At 70.3% G+C, this 21,309-nt stretch carries 20 protein-coding genes; 11 read left to right on the top strand and 9 right to left on the bottom strand.

The annotated features are described in order from the left end of the window. Window positions 1–101 precede the first annotated feature (101 nt). From JAV51_RS07500 to JAV51_RS07460, 9 genes are all read left to right on the top strand, one after another. Window positions 102–1,457 (top strand): hypothetical protein, encoded by a 1,356-nt coding sequence (locus JAV51_RS07500; RefSeq protein WP_307845765.1) that lies wholly within the window; start codon window positions 102–104, stop codon window positions 1,455–1,457. After that, window positions 1,454–1,816, top strand: coding sequence for a hypothetical protein (locus JAV51_RS07495; protein WP_197319923.1), 363 nt, complete (start codon window positions 1,454–1,456; stop codon window positions 1,814–1,816). The genes JAV51_RS07500 and JAV51_RS07495 overlap by 4 nt, the downstream gene beginning before the upstream one ends. Further along, window positions 1,813–2,604: an ESX secretion-associated protein EspG gene (locus JAV51_RS07490; protein WP_197319922.1), complete on the top strand. Its 792-nt coding sequence runs from the start codon at window positions 1,813–1,815 to the stop codon at window positions 2,602–2,604. Before JAV51_RS07495 ends, JAV51_RS07490 begins: the two co-directional genes overlap by 4 nt. Window positions 2,605–2,648: 44 nt before the next feature. Further along, window positions 2,649–2,996, top strand: a complete 348-nt coding sequence (locus JAV51_RS07485) for a YbaB/EbfC family nucleoid-associated protein (protein ID WP_197319921.1) — start codon at window positions 2,649–2,651, stop codon at window positions 2,994–2,996. Then, window positions 2,993–3,325, top strand: coding sequence for a WXG100 family type VII secretion target (locus JAV51_RS07480; RefSeq protein ID WP_197319920.1), 333 nt, complete (start codon window positions 2,993–2,995; stop codon window positions 3,323–3,325). Before JAV51_RS07485 ends, JAV51_RS07480 begins: the two co-directional genes overlap by 4 nt. Continuing rightward, window positions 3,322–4,338 (top strand): hypothetical protein, encoded by a 1,017-nt coding sequence (locus JAV51_RS07475; RefSeq protein ID WP_197319919.1) that lies wholly within the window; start codon window positions 3,322–3,324, stop codon window positions 4,336–4,338. The genes JAV51_RS07480 and JAV51_RS07475 overlap by 4 nt, the downstream gene beginning before the upstream one ends. Window positions 4,339–4,500: 162 nt before the next feature. Continuing rightward, window positions 4,501–5,241, top strand: a complete 741-nt coding sequence (locus tag JAV51_RS07470) for an MBL fold metallo-hydrolase (RefSeq protein ID WP_197319918.1) — start codon at window positions 4,501–4,503, stop codon at window positions 5,239–5,241. A gap of 96 nt (window positions 5,242–5,337) precedes the next feature. Beyond that, the gene (locus tag JAV51_RS07465) at window positions 5,338–6,759 is read left to right on the top strand and encodes a sodium:alanine symporter family protein (RefSeq protein ID WP_197319917.1); all 1,422 of its coding nucleotides are present in this window, start codon (window positions 5,338–5,340) and stop codon (window positions 6,757–6,759) included. 138 nt (window positions 6,760–6,897) lie between these two features. Beyond that, on the top strand, window positions 6,898–7,452 hold the full coding sequence (locus JAV51_RS07460) for a cysteine dioxygenase family protein (RefSeq protein ID WP_197319916.1): 555 nt from the start codon (window positions 6,898–6,900) through the stop codon (window positions 7,450–7,452). Window positions 7,453–7,459: 7 nt separating this feature from the next. Here the strand turns inward: JAV51_RS07460 and JAV51_RS07455 are convergent, their stop codons facing one another. From JAV51_RS07455 to JAV51_RS07415, 9 genes are read right to left on the bottom strand one after another with little or no spacing between them, the layout of a single operon-like run. After that, window positions 7,460–8,725, bottom strand: a complete 1,266-nt coding sequence (locus JAV51_RS07455) for a hypothetical protein (protein WP_197319915.1) — start codon at window positions 8,723–8,725, stop codon at window positions 7,460–7,462. Between the two features lie 57 nt (window positions 8,726–8,782). After that, window positions 8,783–9,832, bottom strand: coding sequence for an SIS domain-containing protein (locus JAV51_RS07450; protein WP_197319914.1), 1,050 nt, complete (start codon window positions 9,830–9,832; stop codon window positions 8,783–8,785). Further along, a complete protein-coding gene (locus JAV51_RS07445) occupies window positions 9,829–10,812 on the bottom strand; it encodes an amidohydrolase family protein (protein ID WP_197319913.1) in 984 nt (327 codons plus the stop codon). Before JAV51_RS07445 ends, JAV51_RS07450 begins: the two co-directional genes overlap by 4 nt. Then, complete coding sequence (locus tag JAV51_RS07440) at window positions 10,809–11,786, bottom strand: carbohydrate kinase family protein (RefSeq protein ID WP_307845764.1); 978 nt, start codon at window positions 11,784–11,786, stop codon at window positions 10,809–10,811. The genes JAV51_RS07445 and JAV51_RS07440 overlap by 4 nt, the downstream gene beginning before the upstream one ends. Next, window positions 11,783–13,243 (bottom strand): lyase family protein, encoded by a 1,461-nt coding sequence (locus JAV51_RS07435; protein WP_197319912.1) that lies wholly within the window; start codon window positions 13,241–13,243, stop codon window positions 11,783–11,785. The genes JAV51_RS07440 and JAV51_RS07435 overlap by 4 nt, the downstream gene beginning before the upstream one ends. A 24-nt stretch (window positions 13,244–13,267) precedes the next feature. Next, window positions 13,268–15,019 (bottom strand): iron ABC transporter permease, encoded by a 1,752-nt coding sequence (locus tag JAV51_RS07430; protein WP_197319911.1) that lies wholly within the window; start codon window positions 15,017–15,019, stop codon window positions 13,268–13,270. After that, window positions 15,016–16,080: an ABC transporter ATP-binding protein gene (locus tag JAV51_RS07425; RefSeq protein ID WP_197319910.1), complete on the bottom strand. Its 1,065-nt coding sequence runs from the start codon at window positions 16,078–16,080 to the stop codon at window positions 15,016–15,018. The genes JAV51_RS07430 and JAV51_RS07425 overlap by 4 nt, the downstream gene beginning before the upstream one ends. A gap of 34 nt (window positions 16,081–16,114) precedes the next feature. Continuing rightward, window positions 16,115–17,134, bottom strand: coding sequence for an extracellular solute-binding protein (locus tag JAV51_RS07420; protein WP_197319909.1), 1,020 nt, complete (start codon window positions 17,132–17,134; stop codon window positions 16,115–16,117). After that, window positions 17,135–18,307 (bottom strand): ROK family transcriptional regulator, encoded by a 1,173-nt coding sequence (locus JAV51_RS07415; protein WP_197319908.1) that lies wholly within the window; start codon window positions 18,305–18,307, stop codon window positions 17,135–17,137. Between the two features lie 296 nt (window positions 18,308–18,603). Between JAV51_RS07415 and JAV51_RS07410 the strand changes: the two genes are divergently transcribed. Together JAV51_RS07410 and JAV51_RS07405 are read left to right on the top strand one after the other, a co-directional pair. Next, window positions 18,604–19,383, top strand: a complete 780-nt coding sequence (locus JAV51_RS07410; RefSeq protein WP_197319907.1) for an EI24 domain-containing protein — start codon at window positions 18,604–18,606, stop codon at window positions 19,381–19,383. A gap of 301 nt (window positions 19,384–19,684) precedes the next feature. Next, on the top strand, window positions 19,685–21,244 hold the full coding sequence (locus JAV51_RS07405; protein ID WP_197319906.1) for an amino acid permease: 1,560 nt from the start codon (window positions 19,685–19,687) through the stop codon (window positions 21,242–21,244). The last annotated feature ends 65 nt before the right edge of the window (window positions 21,245–21,309 follow it).

Raw genomic sequence — 21,309 nt, 5'->3', positions numbered from 1 at the left:
GGCCAAAAGTGGCCGCTTCGTGGCCTTCCCCTCCTGACCCCATTCGCCCGATGCTGGATCGGTCGACGAACGAGGTCGGCAGCCGAAAGGGGTCTGGGGTGGTGAGCGAAACGTCGGGGACGCAACCAGCACAGCCGGAGTCGTCCGCGGCCGAAGCGCCGACGACGGGATCGTCGGGCGGGTGGGACGTGTACTTCGGTGCGCCGGTGGCGCCGCAGGGCAGCGTGAACTGGGAGGCCTACACCCACGAGGAGCTGTACCAGATGCTGTGGCAGGACGCTGACGTCGCGGACGTCAGCACCATTGCCGCGGAGTGGTCGCAGCATCGTGCCGCGTTGGCCACCCACGCCGAGGTGCTGCGTGAGCAGAAGGCCGCACTACTGGAGAGCTGGCAGGGCTCGGGTGCCGAGGAGGCCGCGCGCAGGCTCGACGTCCTCGCGCAGCGCGTGGAGAAGATCGCCGAGCTGGCCGGTGCCGGGGAGCTGGCCGCGGAGCAGGCGGCGGACGCGTTGGCGCAGGCGCGGGCGATGATGCCGCCTCCACCGGGAGAGGCGTCCGCGCCGATGACCGACGCGATGACAAGCTGGACGGACGTCACGTCGTTCGTCCCGTCCGGTTCTCGTGAGGTGCCGACCGGATCGACGACCGTCGGTGAGCGGGTGGACGACTCGTCGACGGCGGGCGCGACGGTGCTCACGTCGGACGACGGGGTGCAGCCGTGGTCGACGGTCGGGGGGAACTCGTCGGCGACGGGCATGACGGTGCTCACGGCGGACGGGGAAGAGGTGGAGCTGGCGCCGACGACGTCGGCTCCGTCCGGCCCCGACATGGGGATGGCGTTCGGTGCGGTCGGCAGCGCGTCGTTCAGCTTCTACGTCGGTGCCGACACGGCGGACATGCAGAAGCAGCAGGCCATTCGCGCGATGCAGACCTACGAGGCGAGCCTGACGAACTCGAACGAGCTGATCGGGCAGGCCCAGGGCACGATCCCCGCAGCGGCCACCATGTCGAGCAGCACGCACTCCTCCGCCACGACGGCGAGCACGACCACCTCGACCCCGCCGTCGTGGCAGTCGCTCACGGCCGGCAAGACCGCAACCCTCGCCCCGGGTGCGGTCGCGGGCGCGGTGGTGGGCGGGGCCGCGGCGGCGGCCGGACTCGGCCACCCGGGTTCGGCACCGGGCTCGGCGGGCAACGTGTTGGGGCAGGGCATGCGCGTGGGAGCCATGAGCATGCAGAGCGGGGCGGTCACCACCGCCGCGCAGCTCACCGCCGAATCGGCGGCGGCTCGCACGTCGGCGATGGGCGGCATGGTCCCGCCCGCCGCCGCGGCGCGAGGCAACGTCGAGGACGAGCAGCACGAGAACCAGTTGCCGACGATCGACCACAAGCTCTTCCCGGTGCCGGATCCGGGAAGCGAGGCGGTCATCGGCCTGTCGCCGGAGGAGGCGGGATGAGCGAGGGACGGAAGCTCCGGGTCGAGGTGGACCTGCTCGACCAGCGCATCACCACACTGGCCCAGCTCGGCGATCTCACCAGTGAACTCGTGGCGACGGCGAGTCGCCTCGCCGAACGCCTGCCGATGCTCGGCACGGCGCCTCCCGCCGTGCACCTGGCCATGCGGCTGCGGGAGGCGGCGGGCAGCACGGGCCTCGCCGGGGAGGTCGAGGCCACGGAACGGGAGCTGCGCGAGTTCGAGCAGATGCTCGCCGGGGCCAAGCGCAAGTACCTGGAGCACGAGGAGCAGTCTCGCGAGGATCTGCGGGAGAAGAGGGAGTCCGCAGAGTCTCCGGGACGATCCGGGCGGTCGTCGTGACCACCGCACTCGACGACGCGACGTTCGAGTTGGTGGAACTCGACCTGCTCTCCACGTACGCGGGAACGCGACTGCCGTTCCCGCTGCGGGTGCCCTCGTTCGGCCGCATCGAGCACGAACGCGCGGACCTGCTCGCCGCCGCGGGCGCGAGTCTGGCCGAACGGGGACTCGCCACCGACCGGGGACCGACCGGGGTTGCGGCCGACCTGGTCACCGCGTTGCGCGAGCACCGGGGCACCGTCGACCTCGTCGTGGTCGGCCGCACCACGGTCACCGGTGTCGTGGCGTTGGTACGGGACCGGGGTGCCGTCGTGTGTCGCCAGGAGATCGGGGGCACGCCGGGCCCCGTCACCGTCGCGCGGGTCTCCGAGTCCGCGCTGCCCGACGTGTTCCTCACCCGGATTCCGGAGGTCGGCGCCGCCCCGGTCATGCCGATCACGTTGCCACCCGGTGTCGTCGGCGACGCGACCCGATTGCTGGAGAAGACCGGGGGAGTCGCGGCGCCCGAGCAACGTGTGCGGGCGCTGGTTCGGGAACGCGGAGGGGACGAGGGCGCCGTCGACGCGCTGCTCGACCTGCTGCCCTCGGTCGAGGGACGCGGACAACTCGGGGTGCTCGCCCGCCGCTCGGGCACCGTCGAGCGCGTGCTCGAAGTGTCGTGGTTGGACGGACCCCGGGGTCGGGTTCGTGTCAACACCGACGACAACGGGTGGCTCAGTGTCAACCCGTTGCGGCACGGCGAACTCGTCCGGACGCTGCGCCAGGCGGTGGCGGCGGCGCACGGCTGACGATTCGCACACGGACTCTCATCACACTGGGGAAGGAAGAGGACATGGACGCAGCAGCGTGGTTGGCCGACTACCGCGGCCGCCTCGAACGCATTGCCGAGGGAGCGCGTCAGGCCAGTGAGACAGTGGCGCAGATCGGCGCGACCGCGACGTCACCTCGTGGTGAGGTGACGGTGTCGGTGAACGCCGGGGGCGCGCTGCAGGGGGTGAAGCTGACGCCGATGGCTCGCAAGCTCGAAGCAGAGGCGTTGGCCGACCTGATCGTGCGCACCGCGCAGGAGGCGCAGCGTCAGGCGGGGGCCCGGATGGCCGAGGTGATGTCGGACTATCTCGGTGACAGCCCGGCCCTGGCGCAGATCACGCAGCATCTGCCCGCGGAGGTCGGACGATGAGCGACCCGCAGTCGTACACGGTCGACCCGGAGCAACTCCGCGCGCACGCGAGCAGGCTCTCCACACAGGCCGATCAGCTCTCCGCCGTCGGTTCCGGTCTGCCGGACCGCATGGGTGACGGTGCTCTCGGCCTGCTCGCCCAGTTCGTCACGGCGGGGATCGGTTCCGCGATGGCCGAGACGATGGCCGCCTTCGCGCACGCCGCCGCGACCGTGGACAAGGTCGCCGACGGGTTGCGGCAGGCGGCCGACCGGTACGAGAGCACCGACGACCAGCACGCCCACGGCCTGACCGACATCGGAACCGGGTTGGAGGAAGGCAGCCGATGAACACGTCAACGACGCCTCGACAGACCGGTTCCGACAGCTCGCCGAGTTCGGACGAGATCGCGGAGCTGGAACGGTCGGTGCTGGAGATCAGCACCGCGCTCGCGGAGTTGCGGGTGACTCGTGAGGCCATCGGCAACAAGGAGTGGCTGTCCTCGGACCTCGCGGGTTCGCCCGGTGTGTCGTTGGAGTTGCTCGGGTCGACGACGAGCCCGTTGTCGGCGTTGAGCAGCGCCGGTTGCGACTTCCTCACGCCGATGATCTCGTTCCTGGAGGAACCGCTCGGGCAGTTGCGGGGCGAGCCGGGTGCGGTGTCCGGTCCGGCGGGCCAGCACGACGCGGCCGCCCGCGACGCGAGCGCCGTCGCCGAGGACTATCGGTCCACGGTGGAGAGTGAGACCAGCGAGTGGTCGGGTGCCGCCAAGGGGGACTACCTCGGGACGGCGACGAAACTGGTCGACGGGGTGCTGTCGATCGCCGAGACCGCGGGGACGAACGCCAAGGCGATGATCGCCGCCGGTGAGGTGGTGGCGCAGGTCGTCGCCGTCGTCACCGAGCTGATCACCAAGGCGGTCGCCGAGATCGTGCCGATCATGACCAGTGCCATCGCGGCGGCGCCCGCGACGTTCGGGGCGAGCATCAGCGAGGCGATCCCGCAGTGCATCGCGATCGCCACCCGCTACGCCGGGGAGATCGCCGGGCAGTTGGGGGCGCTGCTCGCCAGCGGGGAGAACCTCCTGACGCTCGTGGAGGGCGCGGTCGGCGTGCTGAAGGTCGTCCGGGAGGGGCTGTCGGTCATCGGCGACCTCGCGGGCGGTTCCGCGTCGAGTTCGGCCGCCGCGACGCCGGTGTCGAGCGCGCCCGGCCAGAGCGAGATCGACGGGATGCGTCCGCTGGAGCGCGGTGCGTCGAGGGGTGAGTTCGACAAGCCGCGTGACACCACCGAGTCCGGTGAGGACGAGTTCGGCGACCCGCTCGAAGGGGGGTGGATCCCGGTCCGTCCGACCGACGGCTGACACGGAACGCCAGGACGGTCCGGTGCCATCACGGTGCCGGACCGTCCTCGCGTTCCGGCGGGGAAGGGGCCGCCTCGGTGGTGTCGGTGAGGTCGGCGCATGAGCATCCCCGTCGCGGGTAGGTCCTGGTGACGGGTTCGCCGACTCGACCACGGAGGCGGGATGCTCACGACCGACGTCGCCGACGGAATCCACCGTGTCGAAGACGCGTCGGTCAACTGGTTCCTCGTCGAGGACGGCGACCGACTGACGATCGTCGACGCGGGCCTGCCGACGTCGTGGCATTCGTTGCAGCGGGCGTTGGCGCAGCTCGGTCGGCGACCGGAGGACATCGAGGCTCTCGTGTTGACCCACGGCCACTTCGACCACCTCGGGTTCGCCGAGCGGCTGCGATGGGAGGTCGGGGTCCCGGTGTACGTGCACGAGAACGACGTCCCGCTGACCCGACATCCCAGGCGGTACGGCCGGGACCGACCGTTGTCGTGGTACCTGCTGACCCAGGTCAGGGCCTTGCCGATCGCGGTCGGGTTGCTCGCCCGTCGAGCCTGGTGGCCCGAACCGGTCAAGGACGTGCACCGGATGACCGAGGGCGTGCTCGACGTGCCCGGACGGCCGCGAGTGCTGTTCACTCCCGGGCACACGCTCGGCCAGTGCGCGCTGCACTTCCCCGATCGGGACGCCGTCATCGTGGGCGACGCGGTGGTCACACTCGACCCGTATCGCGGCACCCGTGGCCCACAGCTCGTCTCCGGCGCCGCCACCGTCGACCCGGAGCGAGCCCTGAGGTCCCTCGATGCGATCGCGGCCACCGCAGCCACGACGGTGTTGGTCGGACACGGCGAGGCGTGGACCGACGGCGCGGAACGGCTCGTCGAGCTGGCCCGCCGACGTGGGCCGTCCTAGGGAGCGCCCGGGCACCGCGCGGGGCGGCACCCTCACTCGATCGAGTGGCGAGCCCTCTTATGCTGTCGCATGCCTACCGGCCGGTAAGGAGGGGACATGGAGGACTTTCTCAGCGAAGTCAGCAGCGTGGTGTGGGGCCCGTTCCTGCTCATTCCGCTGCTGCTGGGAGCGGGTTTGTACCTGACGATCCGGTTGGGCGGGGTGCAGTTCGTCAAGCTCGTGCCCGCACTGCGGCTCGCCTTGTTCAAGCGGCGAGACGAGGGCGCGGAAGGTGACATCTCGCACTATCAGGCGTTGACCACGGCTCTGGCCGCCACGGTCGGTGTCGGCAACATCGCCGGGGTCGCCACGGCGATCTACTGGGGTGGGCCCGGCGCGCTGTTCTGGATGTGGGTCACGGCGCTGCTCGGCATGGCGTCGAAGTACTCGGAGGCTTTCCTCGCGGTCCGGTTCCGCACCAAGGACGCACGCGGTGAGATGTCCGGCGGGCCGCAGTACTACCTGGCGAAGGCGATCCCGAACCGCTTCGGACTCGTGCTCAGCGTCGCCTTCGCGGTCTTCGCGGTGCTGGCGAGCTTCGGCATCGGCAACATGACCCAGTCGAACACCGTCGCGGCGTCGTTGGAGAGCTCCTTCGGGTTCCCGGCCTGGGCGGTGGGCGTCGTCATCACGATTGCCGCCGGCGCAGTTCTGATCGGCGGCATCAAGTCGATCGGCAAGGTCACCGCCTCGTTCGTCCCCTTCATGATCATCGTGTACGTCCTGGGCGGACTGACCGTGCTCCTGCTCAACGTCGGCGAGGTCCCGGCGGCCCTGGGACTGGTCTTCTCCGACGCTTTCACCGGCACCGCGGCCACTGGTGGCTTCCTCGGGTCGGCGTTCATCATCGTGCTGCAGTACGGCGTGGCCCGGGGCATCTTCTCCAACGAGTCGGGGCTCGGCTCGGCGGCCATCGCGGCGGCGGCGGCCCAGACCCGGCACCCGGTCCGGCAGGCGATGGTGTCGATGACCCAGACGTTCATCGACACCGTCATCGTGGTGACCATGACCGGCCTCGTCATCGTCACGACCGGCACGTGGACGTCGGGCCTGGAAGGCGCGGAGATGACCGCCGAGGCGTTCACGCGTGGCCTGCCGGGCACCTGGGGCCACTACGTCGTCACCGTGAGTGTCGTGTTCTTCGCGTTCTCCACGATTCTCGGCTGGGCCTACTACGGCGAACGCTGCATGGAACGTCTGGTCGGCGTCCGGGGCGTGCTGCCCTACCGGTTGGTGTTCACCCTGGTGATCCTCGTGGGCGCGACCACCGAGTTGAGCCTGGTGTGGACGTTCTCCGACGTGATGAACGGACTGATGGCGTTGCCGAACCTGATCGGTCTGGTGCTGTGCGCTGGGCTGATCGCACGGGAGACCAGGCAGTACCTCGCGGTGGACCCCGACCTGCTGCACCAGCCGCTGGAGTCGACCCTGCACGGCACCGACGGTCTGCGCCGGTCGCGACCCGACACGGTGAACTGAGCTCGGCGACACGACGTCTCGCCGTCCGAGTCACGTCCGGTTCTTTCGCCGATGCCGCGCATTGGTCATGCTCGACGAGAGCGGATCGTCCTGTCGCGGTCGGAGATGCCGGCCGCGACACGCCGAGGAAAGGACTGTATGACGACGCGACCCAGCGGATCACTGACGGCGGAGCTCGCGGACCTGGTGACCTCGGTCCGCGAGGTGGTGGCCGAGGAAACGGACACGTCGGATGTCGCGGCCGGAGTGGCCACGGTGTTGTCCGACCGGCTCGCGAAGGGCCTGCCGTTGCCGGAGCACCTTCGCGGCCACGACCCCGAGCGCTACACCCAGCACATCGTCCACGTCGAACCGTCCGGCACGTTCTCGATCGTGGCGCTCGTGTGGCTGCCCGGGCAGACCACCCCCGTGCACGACCACGTGTCGTGGTGTGTCACCGGTGTGGTGGAGGGCCAGGAGAGCGAGGAGACGTACGAGGTCCGCGAGGAGGACGGAAGACCGTACCTGGTGCGTGCCGGCGAGAAGGTCAACGCCGTCGGTTCCGTGTCGGCACTCGATCCGCCGGGTGACGTTCACCGCGTGTGGAACAGCTGCCGCGAGCTCGCCGTGTCGCTGCACATCTACGGTGCCGACATCCACGAACTCGGCAGCAGCATCCGCCGCGTCTACGACCTGCCCGTGCTCGATCGCTGACCTCGGCTCACTCGGTGGTCACGTCCACCACCGCGGTGGTGTCGTCGGATGCGACCACGGAGAAGACGGTCGTTCCACCGGAGTGACCGAACCGGGCGGTGCCCGGACCGCGGAGCTGGATGAAGCCACTGTCCTGGGCGAGCCACAACCGGCCCTCGCTGACGGCGACGGTGAACCGCGCTCCGGCCACGGTCACGTCGACCGGGTCGGAGATCTCGATCTGACACCGCCCGTCGGCGCACGCCGCGACGTTCGTGCCGTCTTTCGCGGCGGGCAACGGGTCGGGGGACGGCGGCGCGGAGGGCTGACACCGAGGTGCGAGGTCGTGGGCGGCGGCCAGGCCGGGATGCCGACGCGCGACGTCGGAGGGCGCCGGACGCTGCGCGAGTTCCTCGACGACGCCGTGTGCGCGCTTCGCCTCCTCGCGCACCTCGGCCGCCGGGAGATCGTGGTAGTGGAACGGACCGTGGTCCCCGGGCAGGTCCTCGACCGCCTGTCCGAGCGCGGTCAGCAATTCCGCCCGGTAGGAGTCCGCCACGTCGAGCCCGGTCTCGGCCATCGCCGCCACGGACTCCCGGACATGGGTCACGACCCCGCGCACCTCGTCGAGGTAGCTCGCCAGGTGGTACGGCTCGAACTGGGCGAACCGCGAGTCCTCGAACAGCGGGTCGATCGGGGCGGGCTGGTCGGTGAGTGTGGTCAGCGTGACGCACATCGTGTTCGCCCACTCCATGAGTGCGCGTGTCGCCTCGGTGGACATCGACGGTGGCGGGTGCAAGGGCGAGCAGCCCGGCGCCAGGTGCACGGACACGGCGAGCTCCGGTGTGGTCTCCGTGAGCGCGACGAGCTCCGGTTCCTGCGGACCGAGGTCGGTGAGCTTCTCTCCCACCCGGCTCGCGGCCGATCCCTCGCCGTCGTCGGGCAGGTCGTCGCGGAGGCGTTCGAGTCTGCCCGTCAACGCCTCGACGTAGGCGTCGGCGCTTGCGATCCCCGAGGGGTCCAGTTCGGACAAGGTGGCCAGGGCCTCGCCGACGACCGAGGAGACGTGGTAGGGCTCGATCTCCTTCCCGGCCTCGGTGATCAGGCCGTCGAGACTCGCCACCTGCGTGCACACGGAGTCCGCCCATGCGACGAGTGCTCGATCGGGTTCCGGTTCGGACGGAGGCGCCGCCCGCGGGGGCGTCTCGGCCGACGTGCAGGCGGACAACGACAACAGCAGACCGGTGACGGCGACGAGGGGGTGAGCGGAAGGAACCTGGCAGCAAGCGGACACGTCGGTCCGACGTGGTGACCGGCGCGGCGACGAAGCCTTCCGCCGCCGCGCCGGACGTCATCGGGTCTCGGTGGCCTTGCGCAGCCCGGCCGGACGATCGGGGTCGAGGCCCCGCGCGACGGCGAGGCTCCACGCGAGTCGTTGCAGCGGCAGGATCTCCACCACCGGCGTCAACGCCTCGTCCACCTCGGGCACCAGCAGGGCGTCGGTGGGCTGCGTCCCCGCGCAGAGGACGTCGGCGCCGCGTTCCCGCACCCGAGCGAGCACATCGGCCATCGTGCGGCCACCCGGACCCGCGCCGCGGAACGCGAGCACGGCGGTCTCGGCGTCGACCGCCGCGATCGGGCCGTGCAACAGGTCCGCCCCGCTGTAGGAGCGGGTGACGAGGTAGCTGGTCTCGGCCAACTTGAGCCCGGTCTCCGCGGCGGAGGCCAGCGAGTAGCCGCGCGCGGTGGTGACGATCCGCTCGGCGAACCGCAGCCGCCGCGCCGCGTCGGCCACGCGGTCGACGTTGTCGTCGAGGACCCGCTGCGCAGCCGCGCCGAGGTGGGACAGGTCGGTGGCCGTGCCGGAGCGGATCTCGTCGACCAAGACGTACAGGGCGAGCAGACTCGCCGTGTACGTCTTGGTGGCGGCGATGGCCCGTTCCGGTCCGGCGGCCATGTCCAGCACGTGTTCCGCCGCCGCGCCCAACGCCGAGTCCGGGGTGTTGGTCACGGCGACCGTCAGCGCACCCCGACGGCGGGCCGACTCGGTGACCTCGACGAGGTCGGGCGAACCGCCGCTCTGGCTGACGGAGACGAGCAGGACGTCCCGAAGGTCCGGCTCCGCCCCGTACAACGTGGTGGTCGACGGGGACACCGTTCCGGCGGGCAGCCCGAGGCCGACCTCCACCAGGTACTTGCCGTAGAGAGCGGCGTGCCCGCTCGACCCGCGAGCCGCGAAGAGGACGAACCGCGGGCGGAACCGCCGAACGTGTTCGGCGACCTCGCGCGCGGCGGAGCGGTCGCGGACGATCCGGTCGAAGACCTGCGGTTGCTCGGCGATCTCACGCGCCATCCAGGTGCCGAGCTCGACCTGGTCGGACGCGGGCGTGGTCGTCGTCATGCCGTGCCCTCCCGGGGAAGTCGGAGCAGTCGGCGGGCGTTCCCGCCGAAGATCTTGTCGAGATCGGTGTCCGGCATGCCCATCTCGTGGCACACGCGCAGTTGGTCGGCCAGGTAGCGGTAGCAGTAGCCGCGCGGGAACCACGACGAGTCGCTGCCGAAGACGATGCGGTCCGGCCCGATCGTCTCGTAGCAGCGCCGGAACAGGTCCTCCAGCGTCAGCTTGTACGGCATCCACCGCACCCACTGGTTGGACCCGGAAGTGTCGACGTGCACGTTGGGACACGCCCAACACAGGAACAGCACCTGCTGCACGTGTTGCACCCCGAAGTGCGGAATCACGAACGGGATGCCGGGGAAGCGCTTGGCGACGGACTCCAGCCACGCGGGCTCGATGTGGGCGTTGTGCGCGATGCCGCCGCTCGACCCGCAGTGTCCGAAGTGGATGAGAACGGGGATCTCGTACTCGGCCGCCACCCGCCACACCGGATCGGCCGCGGGGTCGTCGATGCGGTGGGGGAGCAGGGGCGCGAACAGCTTGAGGCCACGTAGCCCCAGCTCGGTCACCGCGCGGCGGAGCTGGTCGGCAGCACCGGGCTCGGTGAGGTCGCGCAGGTTCGCCATCCCGGAGAAGCGCTCCGGATGCTGGGCGACCAGTTCGGCGACCCGTTCGTCACCGCCGCCCGTGACGAAGGTGGCGTGGGCGATGCCGTGGCGGTCGAGTTCGTCGAGCCACAGGTCGGCCTCCTCCTGCCAGGTCCGCTCGCTCGACGACTGGGGGTCCGGGAAGTCCCAGGCCCGCCGCCAGCGGGCGGACTGGGCGGCCACGAGTCGCTGCCGTCGACGCTGCGCCTCCTCGTCGTGGTCGGCGCAGGTGAACTGGCCGCCGGAGAGGTTCTGGGTGGCCGGGTCCTGGTCCATGCGGAAGTGCAGGTGGAAGTCGACGACCTCGGTGCCCTGCACGGTGGGAACGTCACTCATGCCGACACTCCGTCTCGTCGTGCGGGAAGGACGTCCGCCGGGGCGAATCGGCGGTCGTGCGACGGCCTGCTGATCACCGTCGCGGCGACTCGCACCCCGTAGTCGGCGGCCTCGGCGGGGGAAGCGCCCTCGGCGAGCCGATGCAGCAGGCCCGCGTTGAAGGCGTCCCCGGCACCGGTGGAGTCCTGCACCGTCACCTGCGGGGTCGGGCACTGCTCGGCGGAGCCGTCCGGCGACACCACGAGTGCGCCCTGCGGGCCGCACTTGACGACCACCGTCGACCCGCTCCGCTCGGCCACGAATCGGGCCGCCGACGACACGTCGGGCCGGTCGGCCAGCGCGACGATCTCGTCGGTGTTGGGCAGGAAGACGTCCACCGTCTCCAGCAGATCGAGCACCTCGGCACGGGTGGCCGCCGTCCAGTCCCCGGGGTCCCAGCCCGTGTCGAGCGCGGTCCGCGCCCCGGCTCGCCGGGCGGCGGAGAACAACGCCTTGGCGCGCTCGTCACGCAGCACCGGCAGGAGGAAGTACCCGGAGAGCAGCAGGAATCGGCTGGCCAGCACGTCCTCGGGCACGGCGGTGGCGTCCATGCCCGCGAGCGCCCCGAGCGCCGAGAGGAACGCCCGGTCGTGCCCAGGCGCCTCGGCGGCCACGGTGACGGAGGTCGACTCCCCGGCCGCGCGCACGAGGTGCGTGTGCAGGTGGGGCAGGTCGAGCTCCGCGTCGAGCAGGCGGGCGGTGCCGTCCTCTCCGACCCGCCCGACCAGCACGGTCTCGCGGCCGAGGTGCGCCAGCGTGACCGCCGTGTTGGCGGCGGACCCGCCGGGCCGCACGGCGATCGAGGGCACGATCTGTTCGGTGCCCGGCGGCGGCAGGGCGGCGACCCCCGCGACGACGACGTCGAGGTTGACGTTGCCGACGACGGTGATGCGGTTCGGCACGGGCTGTCGACGCGTCTCCACGGCGGGGCTCACGTCCGATCCCCGGCGAGCACGGCGTCGACCGCCGCGGTCAGCGCGTCCTCGGCCTGCCGCAGGTGAGCCCGGCGGGCGTCGAACTCGGCTGCGAGAGCTCCGGCACGCTCGTCGACGCGGCGAGCGGTGGTGCGCACCGCCGCCGACCCGGGTCCACCGGTCTGCGGCCGGTCCAGTACCTGCTGCGGACGCAGCCCCGCGGCCAGCGCGGCCTCCACCACGGTGTCGTCGGCCTGCAGGCCCGCCTTCGCGATGGCGTCCGCCACCAGCTCGGTCGTCCACTCCGCCGGGGGAGCCTGCCGCACGAGCGTGCCGACCACCGTGTGCGCGCCGCGCCAGGGCACGCCCGCGGCGGCGAGGGCCTCCGCCACGGCGGTGGTGGTGGCACCGGTCGCCACGATCTCCTCCGGCGTCGGCGGCTCCAACGGCTCCAGCTCACCGAGCAGACCGTGCATGAGGGTCAGGAACCGCACCGCGCGGTCACCGGCGCGCCACAGGTGCTGCTGCACGTCGGTGGTCGCGTTGTTCGAGTCCTCGTACCAGGCCGCGCCCACGTTGTTCAGCGTCGCGGCGAGATCGGCTGCCGCCGCACCGGCCATCGAGCACATGTGCTCCAGCACGACCGGGTTCTTCTTCTGCGGCATGATGCTGGAGCCCTGGCAGTAGGAGTCGGGCGTGACGACCCACCGGAACGTCATCCAGTCCAGCATCGTGCGCGCCAGCCGCGCTCCGGTGGCGAGGATGCGCGCCTGCACGGCACCTGTCCGCACCAGATGTTCGGCACCTGCCACAGCCTCGTACGACGACGTGAACGTCTCCCGGAACCCGAGCAGCTCGGTGAGGCGATCCGGAGCGATCGGCAGGTCGGTGCCCGCGAACGCGCAGGATCCGAGCGGTGACACGTTCAGCTCGTCGTACACCGAGAGCAGCTCCTCGGCCTGGCTGAGCAGCGCCTCGCCGTAGCCCGCGAGCACGTGGCCGAGCGTGGTCGGCTGCGCGGGCCTGCGGTGGGTGTATCCGGTGATGAGCACCTCGGCGTGCCGGTCGGCCTGTGCGGCGGCCACCGCGGCGGCCGCGCACGCCAGCCGTGCCTGCTCCAGCACGTTCTCGCGCAGCACCATCCGGAACACCCCGGCGTCCAGGTCGTTGCGCGACCGGGCGAGCTGCACGTCCAGTTCGGACGGTGCGATGCCCGCTGCGGCGGCGAGTCGCTGTTCGACGAGGAAGTAGACGTCCTCGACGCTGCCGTCGAACTCCAGGCGGTCGTCCTCCTCGGCGAGGAGCGTGCGCAGCCCGGAGAGCAGCGCCTTGGCGCGTTCGGCGGGCAGTAGTCCCTGCTCGGCGAGCATCACGACGTGCGCGAGGCTGGCTTCGAGCATCGGCCGGTAGAGCTGGGGCGCGGACTCCTCGAACGCGACCCTGAGATGGTTCTGCCAGTAGGTGGACAGAGTAGGCATGAGGCAACTTTCTCCGTTGTGCGGTCAGCCCGCGGGCAGCGCCGTGGCGGACTTCTTGCGTGGCCCGTCACCGAGCCGGTTGGACAGCACGAGCACGGCCAGGATCAACACGATCTGCAACGTTCCGTAGGCGGCGGCGCTGCCGAACTCGGAGGAGTAGATGCGGTTGTAGATCTCGACGGACATCGGGGGCAGTCCCGGCGGGTAGATGACCACCGAGGCCACGTACTCGCCCACGCCGTCGACGAAGGCGAGCAGCGCACCCGCGAGCACACCGCGCACGACGAGTGGCAGCGTGACGGTGCGCAGCACGCGCATCGGCCCGGCACCCAGGTTGCGGGCCGCCTCCTCCAGGGACGGGTCCATCTGGTCCAGCGACGCGCTCGTGGAGCGGAACACCAGGGGAACGAACCGGACGAAGTAAGCGACCGGGAGAATCCACAGTGTCCCGACGAGGGTGAGTCCGAGGTTCCCGGCGTTCGGCTCGTTGAACGCGGTCACCAGGTTCACACCGATGACCGTGCCGGGCAGCGCCCACGGCAGCATGATCATCACGTCGAGGAGCGAGCGGCCGGGCAGCTTCCACCGGGCCACGACCCAGGCGGTAGCGGCACCGACGAGGATGGCCGCCCCCGTGGCGAGCAGGCTCATCTGGAGGCTCACCGACACCGGCAGCAGACTCTGTGGCTCGGTGAAGATGCGCGTGTAGTTGTCCAACGTGTACTCGCTCGGCAGCACCTGGTTCGTCCACGAGCTGTCGACCGAGAACGACACGAGCACGATGACCAGCACCGGCGCCATCAGCACCACCGTGAGCAGCAGGCTGCCGACGCCCGCTCCGGCCTTGGCGAGCGCGGAACTGGGCGAGCGGCGCGCGCTGGGCGTGCCCTTCGAGAGGCTGCGGTGCACTCGCCGCCCCTGGTACCAGCGCATCCCGACGAGGAACGCGATCGACACCACCGTCAACGCCGTCGCCTGCGTGGCGGCCAACGCCTGATTTCCGGAGGTGCGGGCCGACACGATCTCCATCGTGAGCGTCTGGACGTTGTACATCTGCGGTGCCGTGAACGACGCCATCGACATCATGAACGTCAGCAGCGCACCGGAGACGAGCGCGGGCGTGAGCATCGGCAGCAGCACCGTGCGCCACACCCGCGACCGGGACGCGCCCAGGTTCGTGGCCGCCTCCTCCAACGAGCCGTCGAAGCCCGCCAACGCGGCCGACACCGACAGGTAGAAGTACGGGTACATCGTGAAGGCGTGCACGAGGATCACCCCGGCGACGCCACCCACCGACGTCGTGGCCGGGGCGATGCCGAGCAGCTCGGACAGGGCCCGGGGCACGATGCCCGTCTCGCTGTAGAGCAGCACGAACGACACGGCGCCGATCAGCGGCGGCAACGCCATCGGCAACACCGCGAACACCGACAGCATCCGGCGTCCGGGGAAGTCGAAGCGGTGCATCAACACTGCCAGCAGCGTGCCGATGACGCCGCAGCACACCACCGAGGCCAGCGACGTCACCACGGACAGCACGAGCGCGCGACCCGAGGCACCGCCGAAGAGGCTGCCGTAGTTGGCGCTCGCGCCGTCGCCGCCGGTCGAACTCACCGCTGTGGCGGCCATCGGGATGACGACCAGGAACAGCAGCACGGCCACGATGGGCAGTGCCAGCACGTACACGAACCGGTCGCCGTCGGGTGCGAGCCGTCGCCGCCGCTTGGCCTCCGTCGAGACGCCCGCGGGGGCGGGCGGAGTGGTGGTCGGGGCGCTCATGGGCGCACCACCCACGCGCGTCCGGGTTCCGGCCGCACGCCGACGGTGTCACCGAGGCGTGGCAGGTCGGCCCGGTCGGCGGCCGTGACCGCCAGCTCGAGGTCCCCGGCACGCAGGTCGAACTGACAGTGCGAGCCCGTGAACTCGATCGCGCGGACCTCGGCGTCGAACGTGCCGGCACCGGCGTCGGTGAACGTCAGGTGTTCGGGCCGCACCGAGACGGCGGCCTCGTCACCCGAGCCGAGGGACAGGTCCTCCGGGTGGCCCGCGAGGACGGTCTTCCCACCGGCCACGCGGACCGCCACCTGGTCTCCCTCCCGGCCCACGACCTCGCCGGGCAGCACGTTGCTGCGCCCGATGAACCGCGCCACGAACGCCGACGCCGGGTGGTGGTAGACCTCCCGCGGCGTGCCGATCTGGTGCAGCTTCCCGGCGTCGAACACGGCGATGCGGTCACTCATCGCCATGGCTTCGCTCTGGTCGTGCGTCACGTACACGCTGGTGATGCCGGCGTCCTTCTGCGCCCGGCGGATCTCCGTGCGCATCTCCTCCCGCAGCTTGGCGTCGAGGTTGGACAGCGGCTCGTCCAGCAACAGCACGGAGGGGTTGATCACCAGGGCACGAGCCAGGGCAACCCGCTGTTGCTGCCCACCGGAGAGCTGGTCGATGCGCCGGTCGGCGTACCCGCCGAGGCCGACCGTCTCCAGTGCGGCCGCGACGCGCTTGCGGCGCTCGTCCTTCGGCACCTTCCGCGACACCAGCCCGTAGGCGACGTTCTGCGCGACGTCGTAGTGCGGGAAGAGGGCGTAGTTCTGGAACACCATGCCGGTGCCGCGCTTGTTCGGCGGCACCGCGGTCATGTCGCGGTCGTCGAACAGGATGCGGCCGCGGGTCGGGGCGACGAACCCGGCGATCATGCGCAGCGTCGTCGACTTGCCGCAGCCGGACGGCCCGAGCAGGGTGAAGAACTCGCCCGCGGCGATGGTGACGTCGACGTTGTGCACCACGGGTGCGTTGGAACCGTAGCTCTTGCTGATGCGGTCCAGTCGAACAGGGATCATGGGTGAGGTTTCCTTCGGGCGGGGACCGGAGCCGTCAGTGCTTGTTCTTGATGTTCTCGCTCCAGTAGGAGATCCATTCCTTCTCCTTGGCGGCGACGAGGTCCCAGTCCACGGGCATCTCGGTCAGTTCCAGCTCCGCGAGCCAGCTCGGCTCCTCGGCCAGCTCGACGGTGGGAAGCTGGAAGTACTCCTCGGCGAGCTTCTTCTGGGTGTCCTCGCCCAGCAGGAACGCCAGGAACTTGTCGGCGACCTCGCCGTTCGGGCCGTTCTTCACCTTCGCGACACCGTCGACGAGCTGGGGAGCACCCGAGGTCGCCGCGACCGTCTCGAAGGGCGCGCCGTTCTGCCGCTGCAGCAGCACGTCCTGCAGGTTCCACACGCTCACGGACGCTTCCTCGCGCTGCATCCGCAGGTACAGGTCGGTGGGGTTGGCGGCGTAGACCTTGGTGTTCGCGTCCAGCTTGCGGAGCCAGTCGTAGCCGTCCTCGACGCTGTCGGCCCGCGCGATCATCGCCGAGTAGATGCTGCGCATCGTCCCGGACGCCGCGACGTCACGAATGGCGATCTTGTTCTCGTACTCGGGTTCGAGCAGGTCGTCCCAGTCCTTCGGAGCTTCCTCCGGGCTGAGCATGTTCTTGTTGTAGAAGATCACCTCGGGCAGCACCATCTCGCCCAACCAGCGACCCTCGGCGTCACGGTACCGCTCGGGCACGGAGTCCCGGACCTCGGCGGGCGCGGGAGCAAGCAGGTCCTGCTCGGCGGCCAGGTCGAACTGCTGCTGCGTGCCGCCCCACCAGATGTCGGCCTGCGGGCGGCCCTTCTCGGCGGAGACGCGCTCGAACGCCTCCTGGGCACCGAGCGTCAGCAGCCGCACCTTGCCCTCGTACTCGGGGTGCTTCGCTTCGAAGTCCTTGACGACCTGTTCGGCGAGGCCCTTGTCCCGGGCCGTGTAGATGGTGAGTCCGCCGCCGTCGTCGGCGGACTGCAGTCCGCAGGCGGTGGTCAGTCCGGCGAGCATCAGCACACCGGTGAGGAGAGTGAGAATCCTGCGCATCTAGCTGCCCTTTCGTGGCGATGACTGCGTGGGGGTCGCAGCGTGGGACAACAGGGAGGGAGAGACCGCACCGACGTTCAGGGCTTGCGTGCCGAGTGCGGCGTAGACGACTTCGGGTGCGGACGGGGCGGAGGCGCGCACGAGCTCGCCGAGTTCGGCGAGCCCCGCTTCGCCGAGTTGGGGTGCGGCTCCGGCGAACACGACGCGCGCCGGGTTCGTGACACAGGCGCAGATGACGGCGGCGAACGCCCAGGCCTCGATCACCTGGCGGCGCAGCGCGCCCACCGCGGGCTCGTCGGCCCGGGCTGCGAGTTCGGCGACCGGCTCCCGAGTGCGGTGACCGTTCACCTCCGACAGCGCGGCACTGATGCCGGGGACGCTCCAGCGCTGTTCGAACCGGCCTCGGTCCCCGCTGTGCGGCGCGGGCGGCACGCTTGTGGGGAGGAAACCGATCTCCCCGGCGAACCCGGCCGCTCCCCGGCACAGCGTCCCGCCGCTCACGACGGCGGCACCGATGCCGTAGCCGACGTGGATGAGCACCAGGTCGTCGACGTCGGCGGCGGCTCCGCGTTCGCGTTCGCCGAGGGCGATGAGGTTGACGTCGTTCTCGACCTGCACCGGGATGCCCAGCCGCTCGGACAGCACCGTGGCGAGGTCGTCCTCGCCGAGTGCCCGCAGCACGGGGGAGAGAGTGACGGAACCCTGTTTCGTGGCGACGCCGGGAAGGGAGAAGACGACGCGACTCGGCCGAGGGGTCGGGTGTGCGTCGAGCGCGTCGGTGGTGAGGGACACCAGGTCGGCCAACGGTTCGGCCGGGTCGACGCGACGGCTGTGGCTGCCGAGCAGTTCGCCCGCCAGATCGACGACGGCGGCGTTGGCCTGCTCGCCCTCCAGGGAGAGCGCCACGAGCGATTCGGCGGAGGGATTGAACTGCAACAGGCGGGGTCGGCGGCCCCCCGACGAGCCTCCGGTACCGGCCTGGACGATGTGACCGGAGGCCATGAGATCGCGAACGATCATCGTCAACGACGACGGCCGGTACCCGGTGAGCTCGGCGAGATCCGTCCGGGAGACGGGGCCGTGCTCCCGCAGCGCCGCGAGCACGGCGCCGGTGCGGATGCGGCGGAGTGCTTCCTGGCCGGTCGGCGCCGACCGTTCAGCGGGATGAGGCATGGCGAACTTTATACGGCATCCGAAGTAAGTGTGGAACCCCTGTTTTCCGTAGTGAATCAAGCACGTTGCGTCACCACAGGAGTTCCCGTCCAGGCCATGACGTCGCCGTCCACAGGCGACTCCGGGCGCTCGCCCGCGAGAGGAAACGCCGTCGTAACGCTTGCCGGCCATGGCGATCCGGTGGTGTGGCGGCCCGGCGGCTCGACCCGGCCGTCCTGTGCGGTCGTCAGCCGGACCGAACGCCGATGTGCCGGGCAACGGACGGTGAGAACCAGGTTACTGGTAGGAATGTGGCCGTGCGGGACTTTCTGAGGGGTGTCCGATTCTTCGGTCAGGCGCTGCTGATCCTGTTGCGGTCGCCGAAGTTGTTGCTGACCGGTGTACTGCCCGTCGTGGTGACCACGGCTCTGTTGGCCGGCGGTCTGATCGCACTCGTCGTGTGGATCGGGGACCTCTCGGCCTTGGTCACGCCGTTCGCCGACGACTGGTCCGACGTGTGGCGCTCCGCGACGAGGATCGCGGCCGGGGTCGCGCTCATCGGGGCGGCGGCGGTGCTCGGCATGGTCAGCTTCTCCGCATTGACGCTGGCGATCGGCGGCTTCTTCTACGAGGCCATCGCCGAGAAGGTCGAGGACGACCTCGGTGACGCGCCGAGCGAGGCAGAGCTGCCGTGGTGGCGCCTGACGTGGATGGGGCTGCGGGACGGCGTCCTGCTGGCGCTGCGCTCGCTGATGTTCACGCTGCCCCTGTTCGTCGCCGGATTCGTCCCGGTGGTCGGCCAGACGGTCGTGCCCGTGCTCATGGCTCTCGTGTCCGCCTGGTTCCTCGCGCTCGAACTCGTGGCGGTCTCGTTCTATCGGCGGGGCATGGACCTGCGGCAGCGGCGCACGCTGCTGGCCGAGCGGCGAGGACTCGCACTCGGGCTCGGGTTGCCCGCCTCGTTGCTCTGCCTCGTTCCGGGCCTGGCGCTCGTCGTCTTCCCGATCGCGTTCGTCGGTGGTGTGCTCGTCGCCCGCGAGGTGCTCGGTGCGGCGGGGGTGCCCGCCGCGACCTCCGGTCGCCAGCACGCGGCCTGAGCGCCAGTCCTCTGTGGAAATCGTGTCGCGGTGTGACCGTGCGGTGTCCTCGATGCCGCGACAACGATACGAACACGCGCGATCACGAAGCGTTTCCATCGCTGTCCGGTCGCATGGTTCCTCAATGCCGCGTGTGTGAGCAGGTGGGGGCCGTGCCACCCTGGTCTCCGACGACGAACGACCGACGTGGACACCTGGCTTGAGGGTGACCGCGGGGACCGACGTTTTGCTTCTGGCATTGCGGACCGGGACCGGCTAGGTTTTCCCCGATCTTCGAGTCCAGGTGTTTCAAGGAGGAAACGTGCCGGGCAACGGTATCTGGCGGACGAAATCCGTCGAACAATCGATCGCGGACACCGACGAGCCGGATACCCGACTACGTCGTAACCTCGGCGCCTGGGACCTGATGGTCTTCGGTGTGGCCGTGATGATCGGTGCCGGCATCTTCACGTTGACCGCGCGCACGGCCGGTGACATCTCCGGCCCCTCGGTGGCACTCGCGTTCGTCTTCGCCGGTGTCGCCTGTGCGCTGGCCGCGCTCTGCTACGCCGAGTTCGCGTCCACGGTGCCCGTCGCCGGGAGCGCCTACACCTTCTCGTACGCGACCTTCGGTGAGTTTCTCGCCTGGATCATCGGTTGGGACCTCGTCCTGGAGTTCTCGGTGGCGGCGGCGGCCGTGGCCAAGGGCTGGTCGGTGTACCTGCAAGAAGTGCTGGTGATGTTCTTCGGCGAGGGCGTCACCACCACGGTGTCGTTGGGAGCGGTGGACGTCGACTGGGGTTCGCTGCTCCTGGTCGCCATCCTCGCGACGCTGCTGACGCTCGGCACGAAGCTGTCGTCGCGGTTCAGCCTCGTGATCACGGCGCTCAAGGTCGTGATCATTCTGTTCGTCATCATCATGGGCCTCGCCTACATCAGCCCGGACAACTACACGCCGTTCATTCCGCCCGCCGCTGAAGGCGGGGACGCGGGCACCGGTGTGGAGCAGTCGCTGTTCTCCGCGATCGTGGGTGGTTCCAGCAGCGTCTACGGCGCGTTCGGTCTGCTGGCCGGTGCGTCGCTGGTGTTCTTCGCCTTCATCGGGTTCGACGTCGTGGCCACCACGGCGGAGGAAACCCGTAACCCGCAGCGCAACGTCCCGCGCGGCATCCTCGGTTCGCTCGCGATCGTGACCGGCCTCTACGTGGCCACCTCGCTCGTGGTCGCGGGCATGGTCCCGTACACCCAACTCGCCACCGACGCGGAGCCCGAGGGCCGCAAGACGCTGGCCACCGCGTTCTCCTACCACGGTGTCGATTGGGCGGCGAACATCATCTCGATCGGCGCGCTCGCCGGTCTGACCACGGTGGTCATGGTGCTGTTGCTCGGGCAGCAGCGGGTGCTGTTCGCGATGTCGCGTGACGGTCTCCTGCCGCGCAAGCTCGCCAGGACGGGGTCGCGCGGCACTCCGGTGCGGGTGAACATCCTCGTCGGCATCGTCGTGGCCGTGGCCGCCACGTTCTTCGACGCGGGCAAGCTCGAAGAGATGGTGAACGTCGGAACACTCTTCGCGTTCATCCTGGTGTCCGCCGGTGTGCTCGTGCTGCGAAAGACGCGTCCCGACCTCAAGCGCGGCTTCCGGGTGCCGCTGGTGCCGCTCGTGCCGATTCTCGCGATCGCCGCGTGCCTGTGGCTGATGCTGAACCTCACGGTGCTGACCTGGCTGCGATTCCTCATCTGGATGGCGCTCGGCGTGGTCGTGTACTTCGCCTACAGCCGCCGCCACTCCTTGCTCGGCAAGCGGGTCGCGTCGGGCTCCGACGGAGCCGTCGAGAACGACGGCGAAGCGGAGAACCCCGAAACGCCCGCCGGCACGAGCTGAGCACGTCCCTCCCCGGCCCGGCCGAACACTCCTGTTCGGCCGGGCCGCGGCATGTCTGGGGACGC

The organism is Saccharomonospora sp. NB11 (genome assembly GCF_015910535.1).
Taxonomy (GTDB): Bacteria; Actinomycetota; Actinomycetes; order Mycobacteriales; family Pseudonocardiaceae; genus Saccharomonospora.
Note: the sequence above shows the minus strand (reverse complement) of the source record. Positions and strands in the feature narration are given on the sequence as shown.